This is a genomic window from Shewanella sp. AS1, from assembly GCF_021412565.1.
GTDB lineage: Bacteria > Pseudomonadota > Gammaproteobacteria > Enterobacterales > Shewanellaceae > Shewanella.
Window position 1 is genome coordinate 59381 of record NZ_JAKCLJ010000004.1, and the last position, 23862, is coordinate 83242.

General features: G+C 50.6%; 22 protein-coding genes. 20 read left to right on the forward strand and 2 right to left on the reverse strand.

Features of this window, described 5'->3' with window-relative positions; all coding sequences use genetic code 11:
* Positions 1 to 83: 83 nt before the first annotated feature.
* Both LZP69_RS07670 and LZP69_RS07675 read left to right on the forward strand, forming a co-directional pair.
* Positions 84 to 323, forward strand: coding sequence for an FAD assembly factor SdhE (locus tag LZP69_RS07670; RefSeq protein ID WP_234199898.1), 240 nt, complete (start codon positions 84 to 86; stop codon positions 321 to 323).
* Entirely contained in the window at positions 304 to 774 is a 471-nt protein-coding gene (locus tag LZP69_RS07675) for a protein YgfX (RefSeq protein WP_326490253.1), read from the forward strand. The genes LZP69_RS07670 and LZP69_RS07675 overlap by 20 nt, the downstream gene beginning before the upstream one ends.
* 29 nt (positions 775 to 803) lie before the next feature.
* Here LZP69_RS07675 and nadB read toward each other — a convergent pair whose 3' ends face one another.
* A complete protein-coding gene (gene nadB, locus LZP69_RS07680) occupies positions 804 to 2414 on the reverse strand; it encodes an L-aspartate oxidase (RefSeq protein ID WP_234199649.1) in 1611 nt (536 codons plus the stop codon).
* Between the two features lie 198 nt (positions 2415 to 2612).
* Between nadB and rpoE the strand changes: the two genes are divergently transcribed.
* From rpoE to LZP69_RS07760, 16 genes are all read left to right on the forward strand, one after another.
* A complete protein-coding gene (rpoE, locus tag LZP69_RS07685) occupies positions 2613 to 3191 on the forward strand; it encodes an RNA polymerase sigma factor RpoE (protein WP_234199650.1) in 579 nt (192 codons plus the stop codon).
* Positions 3192 to 3229: 38 nt separating this feature from the next.
* The gene (locus LZP69_RS07690) at positions 3230 to 3832 is read left to right on the forward strand and encodes a sigma-E factor negative regulatory protein (RefSeq protein WP_234199652.1); all 603 of its coding nucleotides are present in this window, start codon (positions 3230 to 3232) and stop codon (positions 3830 to 3832) included.
* A gap of 68 nt (positions 3833 to 3900) precedes the next feature.
* Entirely contained in the window at positions 3901 to 4833 is a 933-nt protein-coding gene (locus LZP69_RS07695; protein ID WP_234199654.1) for a MucB/RseB C-terminal domain-containing protein, read from the forward strand.
* Positions 4834 to 4839: 6 nt separating this feature from the next.
* Positions 4840 to 5310, forward strand: a complete 471-nt coding sequence (locus LZP69_RS07700) for a SoxR reducing system RseC family protein (RefSeq protein WP_234199656.1) — start codon at positions 4840 to 4842, stop codon at positions 5308 to 5310.
* 129 nt (positions 5311 to 5439) lie between these two features.
* A complete protein-coding gene (gene lepA, locus LZP69_RS07705) occupies positions 5440 to 7230 on the forward strand; it encodes a translation elongation factor 4 (RefSeq protein ID WP_234199658.1) in 1791 nt (596 codons plus the stop codon).
* A 174-nt stretch (positions 7231 to 7404) separates the two neighbouring features.
* Positions 7405 to 8325: a signal peptidase I gene (lepB, locus tag LZP69_RS07710; RefSeq protein ID WP_234199659.1), complete on the forward strand. Its 921-nt coding sequence runs from the start codon at positions 7405 to 7407 to the stop codon at positions 8323 to 8325.
* A 1-nt stretch (position 8326) separates the two neighbouring features.
* On the forward strand, positions 8327 to 9004 hold the full coding sequence (gene rnc / locus LZP69_RS07715) for a ribonuclease III (RefSeq protein ID WP_234199660.1): 678 nt from the start codon (positions 8327 to 8329) through the stop codon (positions 9002 to 9004).
* Complete coding sequence (era, locus tag LZP69_RS07720) at positions 9001 to 9984, forward strand: GTPase Era (protein WP_234199661.1); 984 nt, start codon at positions 9001 to 9003, stop codon at positions 9982 to 9984. Before rnc ends, era begins: the two co-directional genes overlap by 4 nt.
* Before the next feature lie 118 nt (positions 9985 to 10102).
* Positions 10103 to 10792 (forward strand): DNA repair protein RecO, encoded by a 690-nt coding sequence (recO, locus tag LZP69_RS07725; protein ID WP_234199662.1) that lies wholly within the window; start codon positions 10103 to 10105, stop codon positions 10790 to 10792.
* Positions 10793 to 10942: 150 nt separating this feature from the next.
* On the forward strand, positions 10943 to 11680 hold the full coding sequence (gene pdxJ, locus LZP69_RS07730) for a pyridoxine 5'-phosphate synthase (protein WP_234199663.1): 738 nt from the start codon (positions 10943 to 10945) through the stop codon (positions 11678 to 11680).
* A gap of 33 nt (positions 11681 to 11713) precedes the next feature.
* Positions 11714 to 12112 carry a holo-ACP synthase gene (gene acpS, locus LZP69_RS07735; protein ID WP_234199664.1) on the forward strand — a complete coding sequence of 133 codons (399 nt, stop codon included), beginning with the start codon at positions 11714 to 11716 and terminating at the stop codon, positions 12110 to 12112.
* 363 nt (positions 12113 to 12475) lie between these two features.
* Positions 12476 to 12949: a bacterioferritin gene (gene bfr / locus LZP69_RS07740; protein ID WP_234199666.1), complete on the forward strand. Its 474-nt coding sequence runs from the start codon at positions 12476 to 12478 to the stop codon at positions 12947 to 12949.
* 10 nt (positions 12950 to 12959) lie between these two features.
* Positions 12960 to 13427, forward strand: a complete 468-nt coding sequence (bfr, locus tag LZP69_RS07745; RefSeq protein ID WP_234199668.1) for a bacterioferritin — start codon at positions 12960 to 12962, stop codon at positions 13425 to 13427.
* Positions 13428 to 13654: 227 nt separating this feature from the next.
* Positions 13655 to 15661: a methyl-accepting chemotaxis protein gene (locus LZP69_RS07750; RefSeq protein WP_234199669.1), complete on the forward strand. Its 2007-nt coding sequence runs from the start codon at positions 13655 to 13657 to the stop codon at positions 15659 to 15661.
* A gap of 175 nt (positions 15662 to 15836) precedes the next feature.
* The gene (dinB, locus tag LZP69_RS07755) at positions 15837 to 16916 is read left to right on the forward strand and encodes a DNA polymerase IV (protein WP_234199670.1); all 1080 of its coding nucleotides are present in this window, start codon (positions 15837 to 15839) and stop codon (positions 16914 to 16916) included.
* Between the two features lie 522 nt (positions 16917 to 17438).
* Positions 17439 to 17846, forward strand: coding sequence for a hypothetical protein (locus LZP69_RS07760; RefSeq protein ID WP_234199671.1), 408 nt, complete (start codon positions 17439 to 17441; stop codon positions 17844 to 17846).
* Between the two features lie 522 nt (positions 17847 to 18368).
* On the opposite strand, the gene LZP69_RS07765 is transcribed toward LZP69_RS07760, so the two are convergent.
* Positions 18369 to 19829, reverse strand: coding sequence for an aminoacyl-histidine dipeptidase (locus LZP69_RS07765; RefSeq protein ID WP_234199672.1), 1461 nt, complete (start codon positions 19827 to 19829; stop codon positions 18369 to 18371).
* Between the two features lie 226 nt (positions 19830 to 20055).
* On the opposite strand from LZP69_RS07765, the gene LZP69_RS07770 reads away from it, so the two are divergent.
* Together LZP69_RS07770 and LZP69_RS07775 are read left to right on the forward strand one after the other, a co-directional pair.
* Entirely contained in the window at positions 20056 to 21591 is a 1536-nt protein-coding gene (locus tag LZP69_RS07770; RefSeq protein ID WP_234199673.1) for a M17 family metallopeptidase, read from the forward strand.
* An 872-nt stretch (positions 21592 to 22463) separates the two neighbouring features.
* Complete coding sequence (locus LZP69_RS07775; protein ID WP_234199674.1) at positions 22464 to 23753, forward strand: NCS2 family permease; 1290 nt, start codon at positions 22464 to 22466, stop codon at positions 23751 to 23753.
* Positions 23754 to 23862 lie beyond the last annotated feature (109 nt).

Genomic DNA, 23862 nt, shown 5'->3' on the forward strand with positions numbered 1-23862 from the left:
GCCGGATTTTTTGTCCGCCGGATTTTTTGTTGGTCATAATATGACGCTAAGGGTTTTAAGGGAGAAATAGTGTGTCAGAGCCTATGAACATTTCACGCGTAAAATGGGCGTGTCGCCGCGGTATGCTGGAGCTTGATGTCTTGTTTCAACCCTTCGTTGAAACGCAATATGAGTCCTTGTCCAGTGAAGATAAAGCGATTTTTGTTCGACTCTTAGAGTGTGAAGATCCTGAGTTGTTTGCCTGGTTTATGGGTCATGAGTCTTGCCCCGAAGCCGAGCTGGCCAAGATGGTAGTTCAAGTTCGTGGACGCCCAGCGCCATAGTTTTTCACTTACATCCTCTTTCGACCAACGCCTGTCGTTGGTCATCTTTGCTGCCATTTGCTTAAGTTCTTTTCTGGCTTGGCCAACTATCGAGCATTTTTATTTTCAGTTAGTGAAGTGGCTTATTGCGCTGCTGGTGTTACTGCTGTTTATTGTGCAGTGGCGCAAGTTATACGCCTGGTCTTTAGCTTTCTGGGTAGATGAGGCGGGGCGTTGCGCTTTTATCCCAAGTAGAACCATTGAACTTGTGACTGAGCCTGATAACGGTTCTGCCAACGCCTTAAAGACGCTTTGGGTGAGCCCTTGGCTAGTGGTATTTCATCTCAATGTTAAGGCAAATAGCGGAGAAAATACTCGTGAGCCGAGAAAACATCTGATCTTGGTGTGGCGGGATATGCTTGACGACACAAGTTATCGTCACTTGTGTCGTCTGCTATTACGCTTTGGTTAACTGCTGCAGCGCTTTGAGATAGCCCTAGCTTATTCTGGCTGCAAGATAGTGGGGTGGGGGTTATCCGATTTATCCGGGTGGTCAATATTATAATGCAGGCCACGGCTGTCTTTACGCGCCATGGCGCAGCGTATGATAAGCTCTGCCACCTGCACCAGGTTCCTTAGCTCCAGTAAGTTATTACTGACTCTGAAGTTACTGTAATATTCCTGTATCTCCTGCTGCAACATGACGCAGCGCCGCAGCGCGCGCTCCAATCGCTTATCTGATCGCACTATGCCCACATAGTCCCACATAAACAGGCGCAGTTCATGCCAGTTATGGGCAATTACCACCTCTTCATCCGAGTTTGATACCTTACTCTCGTCCCAGGCTGGGATATCGCCCGGCATAGGAATGTTGCTCAGTTGACAGGCAATATCTTCGGCGGCGGCTCTGGCAAAAACCAGACACTCTAACAGTGAGTTACTGGCTAAACGGTTGGCACCATGCAGGCCAGTATAGGCCACTTCGCCTATGGCATAGAGACCATTAAGATCGGTTTGCCCGTGAAGATCTGTCATTACGCCGCCACAGGTATAGTGGGCAGCAGGAACCACAGGAATACGATCTTTAGTGATATCTATTCCTAGTTCCAGACAGCGTTTGTATATGGTTGGGAAGTGTTTAATGACAAAGTCTGCCGGTTTGTGGGAGATATCTAGGTAGACACAATCGGCGCCGAGGCGTTTCATCTCATAGTCGATGGCGCGGGCGACGATATCACGGGGCGCGAGTTCGGCACGTTTATCGAAATCGGGCATAAAGCGTGAACCATCAGGGCGAAGCAGATAGGCTCCTTCACCGCGCAGGGCTTCGGTTAGCAGGAAATTGCGCGCATCTGAGTGGTACAAGCAGGTGGGGTGGAACTGATTAAATTCCATATTTGCCACACGGCAACCCGAGCGCCAGGCCATGGCGACACCATCGCCTGAGGCGATATCGGGATTGGACGTATACTGGTAGACCTTGGATGATCCGCCTGTTGCTAACGCCACAAAACGCGCTTTGATGGTTTCCACATGTTCTTCAACACGATTCCAGACATAGGCACCGAGCACTCGGTTGCCAGAGCGCTTGAGCTTGCGACTGGTGATGAGGTCGATGGCGTTATAGCGTTCGAGCACCTCGATATTCGGGTGGTTAATCACTCTCTCTTGTAAAGTAACCTGAACAGCTTTTCCTGTGGCATCTGCGGAGTGCAAAATGCGTCTGTGGCTGTGACCGCCTTCGCGGGTGAGGTGATAGGGCGCTTTGCTGTCATCGCCATCTTCGCTCTCCTCTTTATCGAAAGCGACACCACACTGTATTAACCACTCCATTGCGCTCTTGGCGTTTTCTGCAGTGAAAGTGACCACTTGCTCATCACATAATCCTGCCCCAGCAACCAGAGTATCGGCTACATGGGATTCGATGGTATCCTCTTCATCGAACACAGAGGCGATGCCACCCTGAGCATAATACGTTGAACCTTCGCTCAATGGGCCCTTAGAAAGTAAGATAACTTTTGCTTTTTCAGCTAGATGTAAAGCTAAAGTCAGACCGGCAGCACCGCTGCCGATAACCAAAACGTCAGAATGGTGTTCAACTACTTGTTTCATCAGGTATCATGTTAAGTATGTGGTTGTTGTCTATGGTAAACCAAGACAGGAATTATGGATACAAGTATGCTTGTAGAAAATAAATTCATATTTTGCCAATTTCTTCAGAACTTTTTTTGTAAGCGCTAGTCTACATATACGCATATGATTCGAGCGACTGAGAAATCAGCATGTTAGATTTAGGAGTAGTCGGCTCGGATGAGTGGACAAATAAGTGATCAACAGTTAGTTGAGCGAGTTCAGCAAGGAGATAAAAGCGCTTTTAACCTGCTGGTACAAAAATACCAGAGTAAAGTGGTCAACTTGATTGCGCGCTATGTGCGTAATCAGGCGGACGTGGCAGATGTAGCGCAAGAAGCCTTTATTAAAGCTTATCGGGCCCTGCCAAACTTTCGAGGTGAAAGTGCGTTTTATACTTGGCTTTATCGCATTGCAGTCAATACTGCAAAAAATCATTTAGTGGCACAGGGGCGCCGGACGCCAGCCAACGATGTCGATGCTGAAGAGGCGGAATATTATGACGGTAGTGATGCGCTCAAGGAGTTTGCTTCTCCGGAGCGTCTGATGTTATCCGATGAGATCCGCAAAGTGGTGTTTGATACATTAGAAGGCCTGCCAGACGAATTAAAGATGGCTATCTCTCTGCGTGAGCTTGATGGAATGAGTTATGAAGAGATTGCCAATGTGATGGAGTGTCCTGTGGGAACGGTAAGATCGCGTATCTTCCGGGCACGGGAAGCCATTGATAAGCAACTGCAACCCTTGTTGCAGAGCTAAAAAGGTTATCTACAACATTAATTTATTATGGGTGATAAATGGATAAATTAGGTCAGGAATGGGTATCCGCAGCCGTTGACGGTGAAGTCGATGAGCAGACCTTGGCTGAATTAGCAGCCGATACGGATTCGCATCAAGAGTGGCGTGATTATCACATGATCGGTGATGCTATGCGCGGTGAACTGCCTGAGATGATCAACTTGGATCTCAGCGCCAATATCGCAGCGGCCATAGAAAACGAGCCAACCATGATTGCGCCAAAGCGTGAAGAGAGCAAAGCGACCTCTACAGCCAAGGTGTCAAACGTCATCCCTATGTTCAAACAGTTTGGCCAGTATGCTATTGCTGCCAGTGTGGCGCTATTTGCGGTTATCGGTGTGCAAAACTATAACCAGATGCCTGAGCTGGACGCATCGCCTATGCCTGTGCTTAATACCCGTCCTTTAGTTGGCAGTGCATCCCCCGTGAGTCTGCAAACCGGCCCTGTACAGCAACAGAGTCAGGCGATGAACAATGAGCGTGTGATGGAACAACGTTACCGTATCAACACTTACATCCAAGATCACATGTTGCAACAAAGATTGAATAATGGTGCCGATATAGACGACAATAGTGAGATATCACCTAACTCGGTGAAGTAATACGGCTATTGGTACTGGTCACTCTTGATGCAATTGAGCAAGTGATGAGTATTTTTTAAGGAGTGATCTTGCGTCTGATTTGGTTGGCTTTGATTGTTTTTTCTCTTCCCGCCAGTGCCCGGGCAGACATGACGGCTAAGGCTTGGCTGGAAAATATGAGCCAGGCCTTGCAGACGCAAGAGTTTAAAATGTCTTTGATCCACCTGCAGTCGGATCATATCCGTCCTCTGGTCTACATACATGGCCAGATTGAGAATCAGGACGTCGCCTTTCTAGAACACCTCAACGGCCCACCAAAGAACGTGGTGCGTGTCGGCAATACAGTCACTTTTATCGAACATGATCAGCCCGCTTACAGCGTGCATGCCGATCGTATTCAAGGTCTGCTGCCTGCCGCCTTTGCTGGCGATATCTCTGCCTTAGAGTCCGGCTACCAATTTGTGCTGGGTGGTCGCTCGCGTCTTGCCGGTCGACCCAGTCAACTGGTGCGTATTATCCCAATCGATGATAACCGATACGGCTATCAGGTATGGCTGGATATGGATACCTTCTTGCCGCTTCGTTACGACATGATCAACCAGGACAAACAGCTGCTAGAGCAGATCTTAGTGGTGGAGCTGCTGGTGCTCGATGATGCCCCGGCCATTTTGCGCGAAGCCTATAAACAGGAGTGGCCGGCAGTAATGCCTCAGCCCGATCGTGAGCAGAGCGATAACTGGCAGTTTACCTGGTTGCCAGAGGGGTTTAAGATCTTACTCAAAGACAATCACAGATTGATTGGCAGTCATGAATCGGTCGAATACATTGCCTTAAGCGACGGCTTGGTAAATATTTCTGTCTATGTCGCCCGTGCCAGCGATACTGCGCTGCCCAATGAACTGATGACACGTAATGGCCTGTCCCTTGCCAGTGAGCGGGTGGGTAACGCTGAAGTGGTGGCCGTGGGCAAGGTGCCGGTTGAAACCCTGTCGCGCATCGCCAAGAGCATAACAATTGAGTAATAGCCAATGATGGAAGAGGTCGCCACCGTTATTCGTTGTAACGATAACGGCTGGATCACAGTCGAGGTGAAAGTCAAAAATGCCTGTAATCATTGCGACAGCAATGAGAGCTGCGGCACCTCTGCAGTATCTAAGGCCTTCTCCCCAAAGGTACAAAGATTTGCTATCCCCGCCGATGGAGAATTCCAGGAGGGGGAGATGCTAAAACTCGGGCTGCCTGAGAGCGTGATCTTGAAGGCGGCCGCATTGGTTTATCTTCTGCCTTTGCTGGGGCTGTTTATCGGCGCCGGGTTTGGGCATTTTCTCATGGGGCTGATAGGTGTGGCCTCGGCCGATCTAGGCACTATGGCATTTGCGCTACTGGGCGCGGTAACTGCTTGGTTTTTCGGTAAAGCCTGGGCGCGTCGTCTAGAGCAAAACAGTTTACCTGTGATCATTTCGCGTTTGGGCCAGCCAATCGTCACTTCGACCCCGTGATCAGCGATTAAAACTCTTCTGGTAATATTTGTTATCCGCGGCCGATTCCAATTGGTATTAGGGCGCCGATCGGGTACAATTCGGCACTTTTATATTCTTTTTCAACTTTGAGTTTAGTCATTTCGCATAATGAAGCACATTAGAAACTTTTCGATTATTGCCCATATTGACCACGGCAAATCCACCCTTTCAGACCGTCTTATCCAAGTGTGCGGTGGCTTGACCGACCGTGAAATGGCGGCGCAAGTCTTAGATTCTATGGACCTGGAGCGCGAGCGTGGTATTACCATCAAGGCTCAGAGTGTGACGCTCAATTATCAAGCGAAAGATGGTGAAACCTATCAGCTGAACTTTATTGATACCCCAGGCCACGTGGACTTCTCCTATGAAGTTTCACGCTCGTTAGCTGCCTGTGAGGGTGCGCTGCTGGTGGTTGACGCTGGTCAAGGGGTGGAAGCCCAGACATTAGCGAACTGTTATACCGCGCTTGAAATGGATCTGGACGTAGTGCCTATCCTAAACAAGATTGACCTGCCTCAGGCCGACCCTGAACGTGTTGCAGAAGAGATTGAAGATATCGTAGGTATCGAAGCGACCGATGCGGTGCGCTGCTCGGCGAAAACCGGTATTGGTATCGACGATGTGCTCGAAACCATAGTGGCACAAATTCCGCCGCCAGAAGGTGACCCAGAGGCTCCACTGCAGGCGCTTATTATCGACTCCTGGTTCGACAGCTATTTAGGCGTCGTCTCCTTGGTGCGTATCAAGAATGGCACCCTGAAAAAGGGCGATAAGTTCAAGGTGATGTCGACCGGTCAGAACCATACTGCCGATCGCGTGGGTATCTTCACGCCTAAGCAAACCGACAAAGCCGAACTGAAAACCGGTGAAGTGGGTTATGTTATCGCAGGTATTAAAGAGATCCACGGCGCGCCAGTGGGGGATACCTTAACCTTGGCTAAACATGGCGCCGAAAAGCCATTACCCGGTTTTAAGAAGGTAAAACCTCAGGTTTACGCCGGTGTGTTCCCTATCTCTACCGATGACTACGAGAGTTTCCGTGATGCGCTCAATAAGTTGAGCCTCAACGATGCCTCGCTGTTCTTCGAGCCGGAAACCTCTTCTGCCCTTGGCTTTGGTTTCCGTATTGGTTACTTGGGCCTGCTGCACATGGAGATCATTCAGGAGCGTCTCGAGCGTGAATATGATCTTGATCTTATCACCACGGCGCCTACGGTAGTCTATGAAGTGGTGACCACCAAAGGTGAAACCATCTATGTGGCCAATCCATCGGATCTACCGCCGCTCAATAACATAGAAGAGATGCGTGAGCCGATTGTAGAAACCAATATTCTGGTGCCTAAAGAGTATCTGGGTAATGTGATCACCCTCTGTGTAGAGAAGCGTGGCGTACAGACTAACATGGTGTACCACGGCAATCAGGTGGCCATTACCTATGAGTTGCCTATGGCCGAGGTGGTGATGGACTTCTTCGATCGCCTTAAATCAACCAGCCGTGGCTATGCGTCACTGGAGTACAACTTCAAGCGTTTCGAAGCGGCGGACATGGTGCGTCTGGATGTCTTGATCAACGGCGATCGCGTCGATGCCTTGGCGATGATCATCCATAAATCGAATGTGCGTTATCACGGTCTGGCGCTGGTGAATAAGATGAAAGAGCTTATCCCTAGACAGATGTTTGATATTGCGATCCAGGCGGCAGTGGGCAGCCAGATCATCGCCCGTTCATCGGTGAAGGCGCTGCGTAAAGACGTGACCGCGAAATGTTACGGCGGCGACGTCTCCCGTAAGAAGAAGCTGCTCAACAAGCAGAAAGAGGGTAAGAAACGCATGAAGCAGGTCGGTAACGTTGAAGTACCACAAGAGGCCTTCCTCGCGGTACTTAAGCTTAACGAATAATCCCGTTTGGGTTAATAATTGTTAATAGTGAAAGATATTTAAGCGCCGCGGTTTGCGGCGCTTTCATTCTTTCAGTATAAAAGAGTCTTAGTAAGAAGAGTCTCAGTATAAACATCATCTATGATATCGGCAGGGGCCGGTTGTCAGTAAGGTTTTTCAGGAGTTAGTGCAGCTATGGCAGCGTATTTTTCCCTCATTTTAGTCTTAGTCACCCTGGGCAGTGGCTTGATCTGGTTGTTCGATGCCCTGGTGCTGGCCCCTAAGCGGCAGCAGAAGCTGGCGACCGCCCAGGCCTCTGGCACTGAGATCACAGAGGAAAGCGCCGAAAAAATTGTTCGTGAATCTGCGATTGTTGAAACCTCACGTTCCATTTTTCCGGTCATCGCTTTTGTGTTGATCTTACGCTCATTCCTCTATGAGCCATTCCAGATCCCCTCAGGCTCTATGATGCCCACCTTGTTGGTTGGCGATTTTATTCTGGTGGAAAAATTCAGTTATGGCCTAAAAGATCCTGTCTGGCGCAGCCAAATGGTAGAAACCGGCAAGCCAGAGCGTGGCGATGTGGCCGTGTTTAAATACCCGGAAAATCCCCAGATTGATTACATCAAGCGTGTGATAGGTCTGCCGGGGGATCGCATCGTTTATCGCAATAAAGATCTCTATATTCAAAAGGCCTGTCCAGATGGCCAAAGTGAGTGCGACAATAAACTGGAAAAAGTGGCCCGCGCCGGTGTCAATCAGGGCGAGTTCAGCCAGGATAATATTCCGCTAATCCGCTATAACGAGCAGCTTGGGGATGTCAGCCACGACATCTTAATCAACCCAGGTCGCCGCGAGCCGAGCTCTTATTATTACAACCAGGGCGATCTGCAGGTGGGCGAATTTATCGTGCCTGAAGGCCAGTATTTTATGATGGGTGATAACCGTGATAACAGCACAGACTCACGCTTTTGGGGCTTTGTGCCAGAAGCCAATTTAGTGGGTAAGGCGGTAGCGATTTGGATAAGTTTCGAGTTTGATCGCACCCCTAACGATTTCCTCCCCTCCTGGGTACCGACAGGCGTGCGCTTTAACCGTGTCGGCGGAATAATCTAAGATGGAACCGATAAAAAATCTGCCGCGCCTGTGCCGCATCTTAGGTCATGAGTTTAACAGCCTTAAACTACTGGAGCAGGCGCTGACCCACAGAAGCGCCGCCAGTCAGCACAATGAGCGCCTGGAGTTTCTTGGGGATTCAATCCTGTCGATCGTGATCTCCGATGCCCTGTACCATCAGTTTCCCAAGGCGACCGAGGGCGACCTGAGCCGGATGCGCGCCACCTTAGTGTGCGGCAAGATGCTGGCGGAGATCGCCAAAGAGTTTACATTAGGCGATTATCTTAAGCTGGGTCCTGGCGAGCTCAAAAGTGGCGGTTTCCGCCGCGAGTCGATACTGGCCGATGCGGTGGAAGCCATCATAGGCGCCATCTACCTGGATGCATCCCTCGATATCTGCCGCGAGCTGATCCTCAAGTGGTATCAGAGCCGTCTAGCGACCATAGAGCCGGTCAATCAGAAAGATCCTAAGACCTTACTGCAGGAGCACCTACAGGGATTTAAGCGGCCGCTGCCGGAATACAAGGTGGTGAACATCAGCGGCGAGGCCCACGCGCAAACCTTTACCGTCGAGTGTAGAGTTGAACAATTAGATGAGGCTATGGTTGGCATTGCCAGCTCACGCCGTAAAGCCGAGCAACTTGCCGCGGCGAAAGTATTGGAGCAGATTAAACGATGAGTACCCCTGACAAGCCACAAGATCCCAGTTTAGACGAGCTGCTGGCTCGGATGAACAGTGGCAACAGTAGCAGCCAATATGAGGTGACTTACTGTGGTATGGTCGCCATCGTTGGCCGCCCCAATGTGGGCAAGTCAACCCTGCTGAACAAGCTGCTGGGACAGAAGATCTCTATTACCTCGAAGAAGCCGCAGACTACCCGCCATCGCATCATGGGGATCCATACCGAGGGGCCGCGTCAGGTGGTGTTTATCGACACCCCTGGCCTGCATATCGAGGAGAAGCGCGCCATCAACCGTCTGATGAACCGCGCGGCGGCCAGCTCCCTCGCCGAGGTAAGCCTGGTGGTGTTCGTGGTCGACGGCCTTAACTGGACCGCCGACGATGAGCTGGTGCTGAAGAAGCTGCAGAGCCGAGATGATGGCCGCAAGACAGTACTGGCGGTCAACAAGGTCGACAATATCAAGGATAAGGAGGCGCTGTTTCCGCACCTGCAAACCCTGGCGGCCAAGTTTGATTTCGATGAGATCCTGCCTATTTCGGCCACCCAGGGCACTAACATTGCGCGTATCATGGAGATGGCGCTGGCCTCTGTGCCCGAGTCCCCCCATTACTTCCCGGAAGATTATGTGACCGACAGGTCGCAAAAATTCATGGCATCCGAGATAGTGCGTGAAAAACTGATGCGTTTTCTGGGGGATGAACTGCCCTACGATGCCACCGTGGAGATAGAGCAGTTTAAGATGATGGAAAACGGCGTCTATCAGATCAATGCCTTGATTCTGGTCGAGCGGGAAACCCAGAAGCGTATGGTGATAGGCAATAAGGGCGAGCGCATTCGCACCATTGCCACACAGGCGCGCATGGATATGGAAGTCTTGTTCGATAACAAGGTCTTCCTCGAGGTCTGGGTCAAAGTGAAATCTGGCTGGGCCGATGATGAGCGTGCCCTGCGATCCTTAGGCTATGGCGAAGATTAAGCCCTTCACCGCTTAAGCCGTTAAATATAAGCTGTTAAATGAAAGGCCGAGATAATTTTACTCAAATCGATTATCTTGGCCTTTATTTTCTTCAGATCCTTTTCTAGTGAGCGAGCAGATGCAGCGGGGCTATGTTCTCCATACGCGGCCATATCGTGAATCGAGCGTACTGGTCAACCTCTTGGTCGACGGTCAGGGGCGGGTTGACTGTGTCGCGCGCACCGGCAGTGGCAAGTCCTCGATAAAGAGTATCCTGCAGCCATTTCAGCCCCTGCTGTTTCAGCTTGGTGGGCGCAGCTCTCTTAAGAGTCTGTATCAGGTGGAGGCGGCCAGCCCGGCTATTCCGCTTAGTGGTGAGGTGAGTTTCGCAGGCTTCTACCTCAATGAAATTCTGGTGCGCTGTCTGGATGTCGAGCATGGCGCCGAGCAACTCTTCTTTACCTATCACAAGACCCTGATGGCGATGGCGGCTCAGTTTTCCCAGGCGCAGCTGCGCTATTTCGAGCTGGCCCTGCTCAAAGAACTCGGGGTCATGCCCTCTCTTGAGTTTGATACCACGCAAGAGGCTATCGAGCCAGGTGGTTATTATCGTCTGCTGCAAGAAGAGGGGTTTGCACCTGCGCTGGGGCCAAAATCCAATCACTTCTCGGGGCAGCTGCTGCGGGATTTGGATGAGGGGACGCTGCAGGAGACAGATTTTCTTCAGGCCAAGCTGCTGATGCGCCAGCTGATGACGGCTGTGCTGGGGGATAAACCGCTAAAATCCCGCGCCCTGTTTGCCAAGAAGACGCTGCACTCTTCTGTGTAAGCGGAAATGGGTATGAGCACAATCGCTAGTGCATCGCATCCCGCCTCTTTTAAGGCTTAATGCTTGTGGCTTTAGCTTGTGGCATTAACTAAGGCTTTAGTACAATAAGCCATATGAATTTTCTCTATTTTAAAGATTTAAGGATATCCCATGGGCCGTCTCTATTTAGGCGTTAATATCGATCACATCGCAACTTTACGTCAGGCACGCGGTACTGATTATCCCGATCCTGTTCACGCTGCGGCGGTTGCCGAACATGCTGGCGCCGAAGGGATCACGGTTCATTTACGCGAAGATCGCCGTCATATCTGCGACAGGGATATCTATCTGCTGGCCAAGACCATCAAGACGCGGATGAACTTTGAGATGGCGGTCACCGAGGAGATGCTCAAGATCGCCTGTGAGGTGAAACCTGCCTATGTCTGCCTAGTGCCTGAGAAGCGTGAAGAGCTGACCACAGAGGGCGGTCTGGATGTGGCCGGACAGCAGGATAAGATCCGCGCCGCGGTCGAGCGTCTAAAGGCTGAGGGGATCAAGGTCTCTTTATTTATCGATGCCGATAAGGCGCAAATTGAAGCCACAGTCGCAGTCGGCGCACCTGTGATTGAGCTGCATACAGGCTGTTATGCCGATGCCAAAACCGATGCGGAGCAATCAGCTGAGCTTGCCAGGATCAGCGAAATGGCCACTTACGCCCACAGTCAAGGTCTGGTGGTCAATGCGGGGCATGGCCTGCATTATCACAATGTAAAAGCGATTGCCGCCATCCCTGAGTTGTATGAGCTCAATATCGGCCATGCGATCATTGCCCGCGCCGCCATCGATGGCTTAGATACTGCGGTGCGTGACATGAAGCGCCTGATGGTTGAAGGACGCAATGGCCAGTAACTTCTCTGTTCACCCTCTTTGGCAGGAGAGCCCATGATAGTCGGATTAGGCACAGACATAGTTGAGATAGCCCGCATCGAGCAGAGGGTGCCACAGGCTGGGGATCTTGAGGCCTTGGCCAAATGTGCACTGGCAAAACGTGTGCTGGTGCCCAGTGAGCTTAAACTCTTTATCGCCTCAACTCAGCCGGCGCGCTATCTTGCCAAGCGTTTCGCGGCTAAAGAGGCGGCGGCTAAGGCCTTAGGGACAGGCATAGGGCGCGGCGTATCGTTTCAGCATATCGAGATCAGCAATAACGAGGATGGCGCGCCGCAGCTAAAGTTAACCCTGGGCGCCGCCGATCGTTTGGCGTTTCTTGGTGGCAAGCGAGCGCATCTGTCGATTGCCGACGAGAAACACTACGCCACCGCGACTGTCATCTTAGAGTCTTGAGCCCCGCTTAGCTTGCTCGCTTATCTTGCCTGATTAGCTTGCCCGCCCAGCTTGGCGGCTTAGCTTGCCGAATTAGTTTGCCGGCTTAGTGAGCCCGCTTAGATTATTTGTGCATTACTAGATAAATACTAAGCCTCTCTGAGATAAGCGAGGCAGAGCTTTTCCTGGATTGCAGCCGGAATACTCCAGCTTATCTGGCTGAGCCTATTGAACTTTTCCCCACTCAAAACCCCTTCAACCTTATTGCAAATAACAATGATTTTCATTACTAAATAGTTGATATATATTGTAAATTTGTAATTCTGTGATTCTTGTCTTAGTATGAAAATTGACTCAGATCAATTTTCATACTAGGGAGATGATATGAAAGGTCATCCAAGCGTCATCCGCCAGCTGAACAAAATCCTCACCTATGAGCTGACGGCCATCAATCAGTATTTTTTGCATGCGCGCATGTATAAAAACTGGGGGCTCGAGGAGCTCAACGAGAAGTGCTACAAGAAATCGATCCAGGATATGAAACATGCCGACAAGCTGATCGAACGAGTGCTGTTTCTCGAGGGATTACCCAATCTGCAGCAACTGGAAAAATTGCGCATCGGTGAAAATCCAGAGGAGATGTTGCAGTGCGATAAGACCATGCTCGAAGAGGAGCTCCTTGAACTGCGCGAAGTGATCTTGCTGTGTGAAACCGAGCAGGATTATATCAGCCGCGAGATTTTACAAGATCTGCTTGAGGATGAAGAGGAGTATTTAGATTGGATCGAGGCGCAGCAGGATCTGATCAGGATGACAGGTATTCAAAATTACCTGCAGGCACAGATAGAGTCAGATTAAGGAGACTAAGATGAAAGGCGATAAAGAGGTTATCGACACACTTAACCAACTGCTGACGGGCGAACTATCGGCGATGGATCAATATTTTGTACATGGTTTGATGTATGACGACTGGGGACTGACCGAACTGCATGAGCGTATCTTCCATGAGTCGGAAGATGAGCGCGGCCATGCCCGCAAGTTGGTGGAGCGGATTTTGTTCCTCGAAGGTAAGCCGGATGTGGCCAGTCGCGAGGCACTGCATATCGGCGCCGATCCAAAGGAGATGCTGCAAAACGATCTTAACTATGAGTATCAGGTGGCGGCCAATCTTCGTAAAGCCATCGCTCTGTGCGAATCCAAGAAAGATTACGCCTCCCGTGAAATACTTGAAGTGCTGCTGGAAGAGACTGAGAGTGACCACATGTACTGGTTAGAGAAGCAGCTTGGCTTGATTAATAAAGTGGGTCTGGAAAATTACCTGCAATCTAAGATGTAAGTCAGCTTCCCGTTTGCCACTTTCCATAGTTTTTATTTGCGACGCTCCCGCTAAAGGGAGCGTTTGCGTTAGGGGGTTTAAGTGAGAGTAAGATAGTCAAAATCCTTGATAATATTTCTAAACACTCTTTTTGAATTCAAGGCGGATTTCCCCATTTCATCTGCCCAAAAATCTGTTAGATTATTAAGCAGATATTAAAAATAAAGATAAAAAGAAAAGGGTTTGTAATGGGGAAGATAAAACGCTCGTTGAGTTTACAGCTAGTGGTGACTCTGGTCGGGGCGCTTGCGCTGCTCTTGGTGCTGGTTTCTGTCTATCTGGTGAATAAGGAGAGTGACCGTACTCGGGCGCAGATAGACAGGGATTTAACTGGCCTGGTGACATTAAAATCCCAGGAGATCGGCAGCTATTTTGTCGCCAAGGCCAGAATGGTGGATGCGATATTCTCCTCTCCGGCTGTGGTCGATTGGTTTTCAAATTACAACCAACGTTTAAGCGATATCGATAATGACCCTAAGTATCAGGATCTGATTAAATACTTCCGCCACTTTTCCGATACTGACTCAGATATCAAGTCTGTCTTCTTCGGTTCGGCCAACACCTTCGAATATTTCGATCTCAATGGCCGCTATAACGATGCCAATTACTACACCAATAAGCGTCCTTGGTGGCAGGAGGGGGTAAATAAGAACGGCATGTATGTCACCGATCCCGCTGTGGATGCCAACGATGGTTCTATCTCTGCCACAGTGAAATCTGTGATCCGCAATGATGAGGGTAAATTCATCGGGATAGGCGGTATGGATATCCTCATCGATACCATAGGCAAGGAGCTACTGGCCTCGATTAAGTATCAGGGCAAGGGACAGGCTTTTCTGATCACCGAAGGCGGATTACTGGTTTACTTCCCTGGCTTTACCGAGGCTTTCCCGCCCGGCAGTCCGGCTGCCAAGGTTGACAGCCAATTTAAACAGACCCAAGGTTTTGCGGTGCTAAGCAAGCAGATCACAGGTCAGGGGGAAAACTCAGGTTTCGGTACTGTTACCTTTAACGGAGTCGAGCAGCGAGTCAGTTATGTCACAGTTGGCGGCGATTATCCGCAGCAGCGTTGGTATCTTGGCTTTATGCTGCCAACCGAGGTGATTGAAGCGCCGGTCAATGAAGCGGCCTGGAGTGCCACGGTGCTGGCGATTGGCATTATCCTGCTGGTGGGGCTCACCGTCTGGCTCATGCTGCTTCCTTTCAGAACTCAAGTGAACAAACTGCTCTCGGCCATGAAAGATATCGCCGAAGGGGACAGCGATCTTTCTAAGCGTATCCATATGGACAGAGAGGATGAGCTTGGACAACTTGGTGATGCCTTTAATCAGTTTGCCATGAAGGTACAGGCCATGCTTAAGCAGACCCGAGGCTTGACGCTCAAAGTCGATACTGGGGTGGATAATGCCGTGTCTGTATGTGAGAAGGCGCTGAGTAATGTGAGCAAGCAGAAACAGGAGATCGCCTCTGTTGCGACCGCGGCGACCGAGATGGCGCAAACCTCCCAGGAGATGGCACGGAGTGCACAGCGTGCCAGCGAGTTTGCCGAGCAGGCGGAGTCAGAATCGGTGGCGGGAACGGCGATTGTGGCTCAGGCAACCCAAGGCATGGCATCACTGTCCAAGCAGGTTATTGAGGCGGCGGGCGTGGTGCGTCATCTGAGAACCAGCTCGGAGCAGATAGGCGAAGTATTGAGCGTGATCCGCGGTATCGCCGAGCAGACCAACTTGCTGGCCCTTAACGCGGCAATCGAGGCGGCCCGCGCCGGTGAGCAGGGACGTGGTTTTGCCGTGGTGGCCGATGAGGTCAGAACCTTGGCATCGCGTACTCAGGACTCGACCGCCAATATTCAGGAGATCATCCAGACCTTGCAACAAAATGCGATGGAAGCGGAGCAGGTGATGGAATCCGGTGTCGAGCAGGCCAACATCAGTCAGGGGCTGACCACACAAGTTGAAGGGGCACTGAGCAGTATCTCCAACGCGATTTCGGCGATTCAGCAGCAGACCATGGAGATCACCACCGCTATAGGTCAGCAGGCGGTCGCCAGCGAAGAGGTTGCCTGTAATATTGAGAATGTGCGCACCCTGTCCGATGACTCCCTCTCGGTGAGTGAAGCCCTGACCGATAATCTGCGTCAGTTCCAGCAGCTCACAGCGCAGCTGTCGGAAAACATTCAGCAGTTTAAGATTTAATCGCTTCAATCAATCCCTTTCAGTAAATCCCTTTCAGTAAAAAATGAAAAGTAGCCGCAAGGCTACTTTTTTGTCTGCATGCTGAGCACTTCTGGTTACTGCGCGAACCCTCTGGTTAATATCGCTTGAGCACTGTTTAAATGTACAGTATTCTTATCGATGGAGGTAACAGCCGATGAAAAAGATCATCCATGTGGATATGGATTGTTTTTACGCCGCCGTCGAGATGCGCGATTTTCCCGAGCTGCGGGGTAAGCCCATAGCGGTTGGTGGGCGTAGCGATCGCCGCGGGGTGATCAGTACCTGTAATTATGAGGCGCGCAAATACGGCGTGCGCTCGGCTATGGCATCGGCTCATGCCCTGAAACTCTGTCCCAACCTTATCCTGGTGCCGGGGCGCATGGAGGTGTACAAGTCGGTTTCAAGGCAGATCCATTCGGTCTTTGCACGTTATACGGAATTAATCGAGCCGCTCTCCTTGGATGAAGCCTATCTGGATGTGAGTCGCTGTGAGGCCCATCAGGGCTCGGCGACCCTTATTGCAGAGGCCATTCGCCAGGAGATCTTCGAGCTGACCGGCCTGACCGCCTCGGCCGGTATCGCCCCCATCAAGTTTCTCGCTAAAATCGCTTCGGATCTCAACAAGCCCAACGGCCAGTATGTGATCACCCCTAATAAGGTGAGCGACTTTGTCAAAGGCTTGCCCTTAATTAAAATCCCCGGTGTCGGCACGGTGACCGCGGCTAAGCTCGAACAAATGGGACTGAACACCTGCGCCGATGTGCAGCAGTTTTCCCAATCCCGCCTTATCGAGCGATTCGGTAAATTCGGCTTGGTGCTCTATGAGCGCGCCCATGGCATAGACCCCCGCGGGATCTCGCCCCACAGGGAGCGCAAGTCGGTCGGCGTCGAAACCACTTTAGCCCAAGATATCTATACCTTTGAGCAGTGTCAGGCGGTATTGCCTCAGTTAATTCAGGAGCTGGATGGCCGTATTCATCGCAGTGCCAAAACTCGCCGCATCCATAAGCAGGTGGTGAAACTCAAGTTTGATGATTTTAAACAGACCACAATCGAGCATCGCAGTAACGAGGTGTCGGTGAAGCTGTTTTATGAACTCCTGTCCCAGGCATTAAGCCGCCGCGAGGGACGCGGCATACGGCTGCTGGGTGTTTCTGTCGGACTAGAGAGTGATGCCGTTAAACCTGCTTTAGAGGCAGAGGCTCAAGTGGCACAGCTGGATCTCGGCTTTTAGACTTACTGCCATCTCACCGGTGATTAGGCTTCAATGATGTTGCCGGCATCGTAATGACATTTCCCCATATCCCTATGTAGCAGATGTGAAAAACGACCTAATGTGCAGACGCTGCTTCGACACGCTGCAAGTACATCCTTGTAAGCTCTGCCGTGACATCCATGTCACGGAAGGTCTCAGTCGCATCTGCACTTGCCATTCAATTTCTGCGGTTAATCTATATTCAAGACCTGTGTTCTGTAAAAGCGAACTCATTTGGCATACAGTTTATTAGGGCGGTTTTTAGCTCATCACTGTGCGCGTTTTTAAATAAATAATATTAAAATAAGATGCTTATCGCATTCGCTAAGTAGGTAATAAGTTTGGAAAACGCGCATGCGGGGTTTTCCTGATGGTGAATTGGATAGAAAGCTGATAGGTTCTTTGCATACAGATAGTCAAGTGTGCGCGTTTTCAATGGTCTAGCGAGGTAAACGCACATGCGCACGAATAAAACGTTAGCCATTCACAAGGAGAAATGCAATGAAGAAGTTCATTTTACATTCAGTGGTATTGATAGCAGGAATTTCCATAGGCTATGCCCTTAATTACATTGGCGATAGTGGCCCTAAATTAAACAGTCTAGAGCAAAAGGATATTTCCTTTTATGTATACGAAATAAGGTCTCAGCTATCTGAGGATTTTGAAAGTTTTCACGGAAGCGCTGCAAGGACATATCAGCTTTCAGACGGGAAAGAGATTGATGTCAAATTTAATACATCAATTGATGATAAGACCAAGCTGCCAATCGTAAAAGTTTATGTTGACGATGAGTCAATCAATATTGACCGCAATGGCACAGCTGTAATCGATAACCTCTTAATAAGTCTGATAGATTTAGATGCTTACTCCAGAATAAATAAAGAGTACATCGCCGGTGTAAACAAATAATGGCTAACAATACGTATCACTCGCGGCCTATGGCCGCTGGGACGTCAAGCTTATGTCCATAAATTCTTTTGCTTCTGATTATCGGAGTATACTCGTAAGGCTTAATCGGAGTGATGGATAGCTGAGTGTAGGTGCGGCTGAGGCCTTCGATTTCAGGGATGAAATCGTGGAGCGCCCAGGGATGGGTTTACAGCGTGCCTCAGAAGTAACTACACCTAAGCTCACCACAGGTTATGAGCTCACCATCAAGTTAAAGTTCAAAACTGCTTTTGTCCAAAAGCTCCCTGTAAATATATTCATCGCCGATAAACCACATAATTTTGAGGAGGCTGCTTGGGTAGAGTGGAGCACTCATATAAAGCGAACAGGGATGTCTTGAGCGGTTTGCGTAAGTCTACCGAAGCAGTCGATGGCGGTGTGATTAAACTTATTTAAAAACCAATAAAAACAATTCAAAGCTAATAAAAACGCCGATGGTTGTTCATCGGCGTTTCTGTTCCTATCTTTGTGGCAAGTAACCCATTAGGCTTTTGCTGGAATGCGTTCCAGTACGGCCAGCAGCAGCTTCCAGTATTGATCGACGGTTTCGATTAACACCATCTCATCTGGGCTGTGAGGGAAGCGGATGGTGGGGCCGATGGAGACCATGTCCATTTCTGGGTAAGGCTTCTTGAACAGGCCACATTCCAGACCGGCGTGGATCACCATGATGGTCGGCTCTTTATTGTAGATAGACTCGTAGGTGTCTTTCACAATCGCCATCACAGGTGAGCTGCTGTCTGGCTTCCAGCCAGGGTAGGCACCGCTGAATTCGATATCGGCTCCGGCCAGGTTGCACAGCGCCGCCAGCTTGCCTTCAACTTCTTCACGACCCGAGTCGATAAGCGAACGAATTAAGCACAGGATAGAGACAGACTCGCCTTGGGTGGCAATAACGCCCACGTTGAGTGAAGTCTCGGTAACACCCTCAACTTCATCGCTCATGCGGATCACCCCGTTAGGGCTGGCATGCAGCAGATCGATAAGGGTGTTTTGGGTGGCCTCGCTCATCACCTGAGTGGCCGCAGGGATTTCGCTTAAGCTGAGCAGCATACCGGGATCGGCAATGGCTAGCTCCTGACGGATTAAGGCTGTGTACTCTTCAATTAAGCTGTTGAGCTGAGCAAGATTTTCACTCGGCATCATAAACTCGACACTGGCCTCGCGGGGGATGGCATTACGCAGCGAGCCGCCTGTGAAGTTGGTCAGTTCCAGAGCTAAGTCATCGGCGTGGTTAAACAGGAAGCGGGCCAGCAGTTTGTTGGCATTGCCGCGGCCAAGGTGAATGTTAACACCAGAGTGACCGCCTTTAAGGCCTGAAAGTGACAGTTTGAAAGTGGAGTGGCTTGGCTCGCTGGACTGCCAGACGATAGGCAGTTCAATCTTGGCATCCACGCCACCGGCGCAGCCCATGTAGATCTCGCCTTCCTGCTCTGAGTCGGTATTGATCAGGATCTCGGCGTCCAGATATCCGGCTTCCAGACCGAAGGCGCCTGTCATGCCCGCTTCTTCATCGATTGTCAGCAGCACTTCCAGTGGGCCATGAGCAATATCATCGCTGCCCAGGATCGCCAATGCTGATGCCATGCCGATGCCGTTATCGGCACCTAATGTGGTGCCTGTGGCTTTTACCCACTCGCCATCGACATAGGCTTGAATTGGGTCTTTCTCAAAATCATGTTCTTTATCGGCGTTTTTCTGGGGCACCATGTCGATATGTGCCTGCAGGGCGACCACTTTGCGGTTTTCCATGCCAGGAGTCGCTGGCTTTTTAATAATCAGGTTACCGACTTTGTCTTCAACGACACTCAGGCCCTTATCTTTGGCCCAGTTTTGGATGTGTTGGCTCAGGGCCTGCTCATGTTTTGAAGGATGGGGAATTGCGCAGATCTGTTCGAACCATTGCCAAAGTGCTTGAGGTTGTAGCTGATTTAATGTGCTCACGGACTAACTCCTTTGCTTGTAAGGTCGTAGCGTTCAAAGTTGGGCCTAGTTTATCACACTGCTTCAAAGGATGAGGTGGGTTTTAAGTGTAAGAATGTCATCGCATTGTCATCTCAGGTTGCCATCTGAGTTCACACTTGTACTGAGGGGAGGTTGGCTTTGCTGGCGAAGAAAGTGAATAATGTTGGCTGCAGATCGGGATTAAATGACCAGCATAGGAATGGATATGAAGGCGATGAATTTTGTTGATGTAAAAGAGAGTGACAGCATTTTTGAGGGCAGCGGTTGGGATGCTGTGATAGTCGTGACGGCTAATCTCGCGGCGATAAACCTCGATGAAGTTCGCATTCTTGCCGAGCACGGGGTGAATATCGATGCCCGCGTGGGACGCGCTCCCACCTTGCTGTTTGCTCCGGGTCTTGCTGGGGGAAGGCTTATCATTTCGCCTGTGCTGCAACATGACAGCGATATTCAGGATGTGCGTGGCTACAGCGATGCGGCGCGAAAGGCGATTGCGCTGGCTCAGGATGCCGGTGCCCGCAAGCCGCTACTGGTTATCGCGCCAAGCGATGAGGCCAAATATGCTCAATCACAGTCGGTGGCGGCACTGGCCTGTGGCCATGAGCTGTGGCAGGCCCTAGAGCGCCGCGAGGCGACCCCTGAGCAGAATAAAATTGAATCCATAGGTTTGTTGGTGAGTGAGGATCAAGCCAAGGTGCTCAACGCTATCGAGGCGGGGCGGCATCTGGCGCGGGATCTATGCGGCACCGAGCCAGAGCGCATGTCGGCGCCTATGTTTGCCCAGTATTGTCAGCAGGCCTTCGCCGATTCAGGCCTAGCTTTGTCAGTGATTGAAGACAGAGATGTGCTGGAGCGGGATTATCCTCTGCTCAGCGCCGTTGGCCGGGCATCCTTCGGCGTGCCGCGCCATCAGCCTCGCGTGGTTAAACTGGAATATTGCGCCGAGGGTGAGATTGAGCGCAGCTACTTCTTTGCCGGTAAAGGCGTGGTGTATGACACAGGCGGCGCCGATATCAAAATTTCCGGCGGTATGGCGGGCATGAGCCGAGATAAAGGCGGCGCAGCTGCCGTTGCCGGATTGATGAAAACCTTATCCTTGCTCAAGCCTAAGGGCGTGCGTGTAGTGGCCGAGCTTGGGCTGGTGCGTAACAGCATAGGCAGTGAGGCTTTTGTCACAGATGAGATCATCACCAGCCATGCTGGCGTGCGGGTTCGCATAGGCAATACCGATGCCGAAGGGCGTCTGGTGCTGGCGGATCTCTTGTCGCACCTGCGTCTTAAAGCGGTGAATGCACCAGAGGCGCAGCTGTTTTCGGTGGCGACCCTGACAGGCCATGTGGTGCGCGCCTATGGCGGTTATACCGCAGTGGTGGAAAACAGCGTCGCGCGAGACAGTCAGGTGGGCGAGCAGCTACAGCAGTGGGGCGAAGCCTGGGGCGAGCCGCTGGAGATCTCCCGTCTGCGCCGGGAAGATTACTTGAAGATAGTCGACCCTTCAGGGGCGGGGGATATTATCTCTTCAAATAATGCCCCCTCGTCGGTTACAGCCAGAGGACACCAATATCCGGCGGCGTTTCTGCTTAAGGCCTCGGGGCTGGAGGCGCACAACAGCAAGAGTGCGTGTCCGCTGGCCTATACCCATGTGGATATTGCCGGCAGTGCAACCGAGGGTGACCCTCTCTATGGCAAACCCACTGCCGCGCCTTTGGTTGCCCTGTATCAATATATAAGCAATACATAAGCTAAAAAAATCAGCTGACTTTTATCTGAGTCGCTGAGTGGATTTTTAAAAGGCGGATTGAAAGGGCAGATTGAAAGGGCTGAGTATTCTGCCCTTTTTTGCATTATTTTTCTGCTGTACTTTTGTACGAACGAGCTAATTTTTAGACTAAAAACCCTAACTGTGGTTATAAAACAACAAAAATGGCTTTTTTTGAGAAAATCACATAAAAACGCTTGTAATAAAATTACGAATACGTATAATGGCACTCATTGGTTAGGCATTATGTCTTCCATCTCTAGTCTATCCAGGATGAATAACTCTCCAGGGAACCGAGTGACAAGTTGACTCTTGGGTCAGACGGGCGATAAGCCTCAGACCGAGTTTGATTAGAGTATTTTACAACTTTGTTTAGGAGTGTTGACTATGTCTTATACAGGTGTCCAATTCGTTTATTGGCAAAAATCTTGGGTTTGTACTCAAGCTTTACGTGGCGGTTTATTCGCCATGAATGTTAAGGGTTAACTACCCCTTGTATCAATTAAGCCCCCAATTTTAATTGATACCAAGTAGTTGCATCATCCATCAACCTTATCCCAGTTTGGGTTCTTTCAGACTCAAGTCGTTTATGGTCCGTTAGGATATGGACGGTAAGCATAGTGTGACTCGCAATTGCGATAACATTTCCGCTTGGAAAACTTGATATATGTCTCGCCTACTCTTTGAGTAGGCTTTTTTTTTGCCAAAAATTTGATGTTACCTCTAAGTTATCAATGTTAACGATTCGCCTTTGGATCGCCAGCCTATATAATCCGCCTTTGGTTAAATCGGGCGCATGCCCACCTTATCCCTACACGATAACTCATAATTTTAAATTCAAGGAACCCGGTTCCATGTTAGAAAAACTTTTTAAATTGACAGAACATCAAACAACGCTCAAGCAAGAAGTGGTCGCCGGTATCACGACCTTCTTGACCATGGCGTACATTATTTTTGTAAACCCTATGATGCTGGCTGATGCGGGGATGGATCATGGTGCTGTCTTCGTTGCCACCTGTCTGGCGGCGGCCATAGGCTGTTTAATCATGGGGCTGATCGCGAACTATCCTATCGCACTGGCGCCCGGGATGGGGCTGAACGCCTTTTTCACTTACACTGTAGTCGGTGAGATGGGCTACACCTGGGAAACGGCACTGGGCGCTGTCTTCCTCTCCGGTGTCTGTTTCCTGGTTCTCTCTCTGGTGAAGATCCGTGAGTGGGTAGTTAATACCATCCCCATGTCGCTTCGTCTGGGGATCGCGGCCGGTATTGGTCTCTTCTTAGCTCTGATTGGCCTGAAAAGCGCCGGTATTGTGGTGGCAAGTCCAGCAACGCTCGTCACCATGGGCGATATCACTGCCTTTCCTGCCGCCATGGCGGTTCTGGGTTTCTTCCTGATTATCGCCATGGTGCATCATGGCATGAAATCGGCGGTGATCGTCAGCATTTTATCTGTGACAGTGATTGGTCTGATAACCGGCGATGTGCAATATGGCGGGATCGTTTCCGTGCCGCCCTCAATCGCGCCCACCTTTATGCAGATGGATCTCTCCAGCGTGCTGGAGATCAGTATGTTGTCTGTGGTGTTCGCCTTCCTGTTTGTGGATCTGTTCGATACCTCGGGTACCTTAGTGGCTGTCGCTCAGCGCGGCGGTTTCCTCGATGAGCGGGGACGTCTGCCAAGGCTAGGCCGCGCTTTGACTGCCGACAGCACAGCAACCATTGCGGGCGCCATGTTAGGTACATCCACCACCACAAGCTATGTCGAGAGTACGGCGGGTGTGAGTGTAGGCGGGCGCACCGGCTTAACTGCGGTTGTGGTGGGAATTTTGTTCCTGCTGGCGCTGTTCCTATCGCCATTGGCGGGCATGGTGCCAGCCTACGCCACCGCAGGAACCCTGTTTTATGTGGCCATTCTTATGATGTCGGGTCTGGTGCATGTGGAGTGGGAAGATCTCACCGAAGCTGCTCCTGTGGTCGTGGTCTGTATCCTGATGCCGTTAACTTTCTCTATCGCGACAGGTATCGCCATGGGCTTTATTGCCTATGCGGTCATTAAGGTGTTGAGCGGCCGTTATAAGGAACTGAGTCTGGGCGTCGCGGCGCTGGCACTGCTGTTCCTTGCGAAATTTATCTATGGTTAAATAAACTAGGGCTAAATGATCTAGAGTTAAATGAATCAGGGCTAAATAAGCTAGCTAGAACATCTGACTCATAGCTCAGCTGTATTGGCTTAGCTGTATTAGCTCAGCT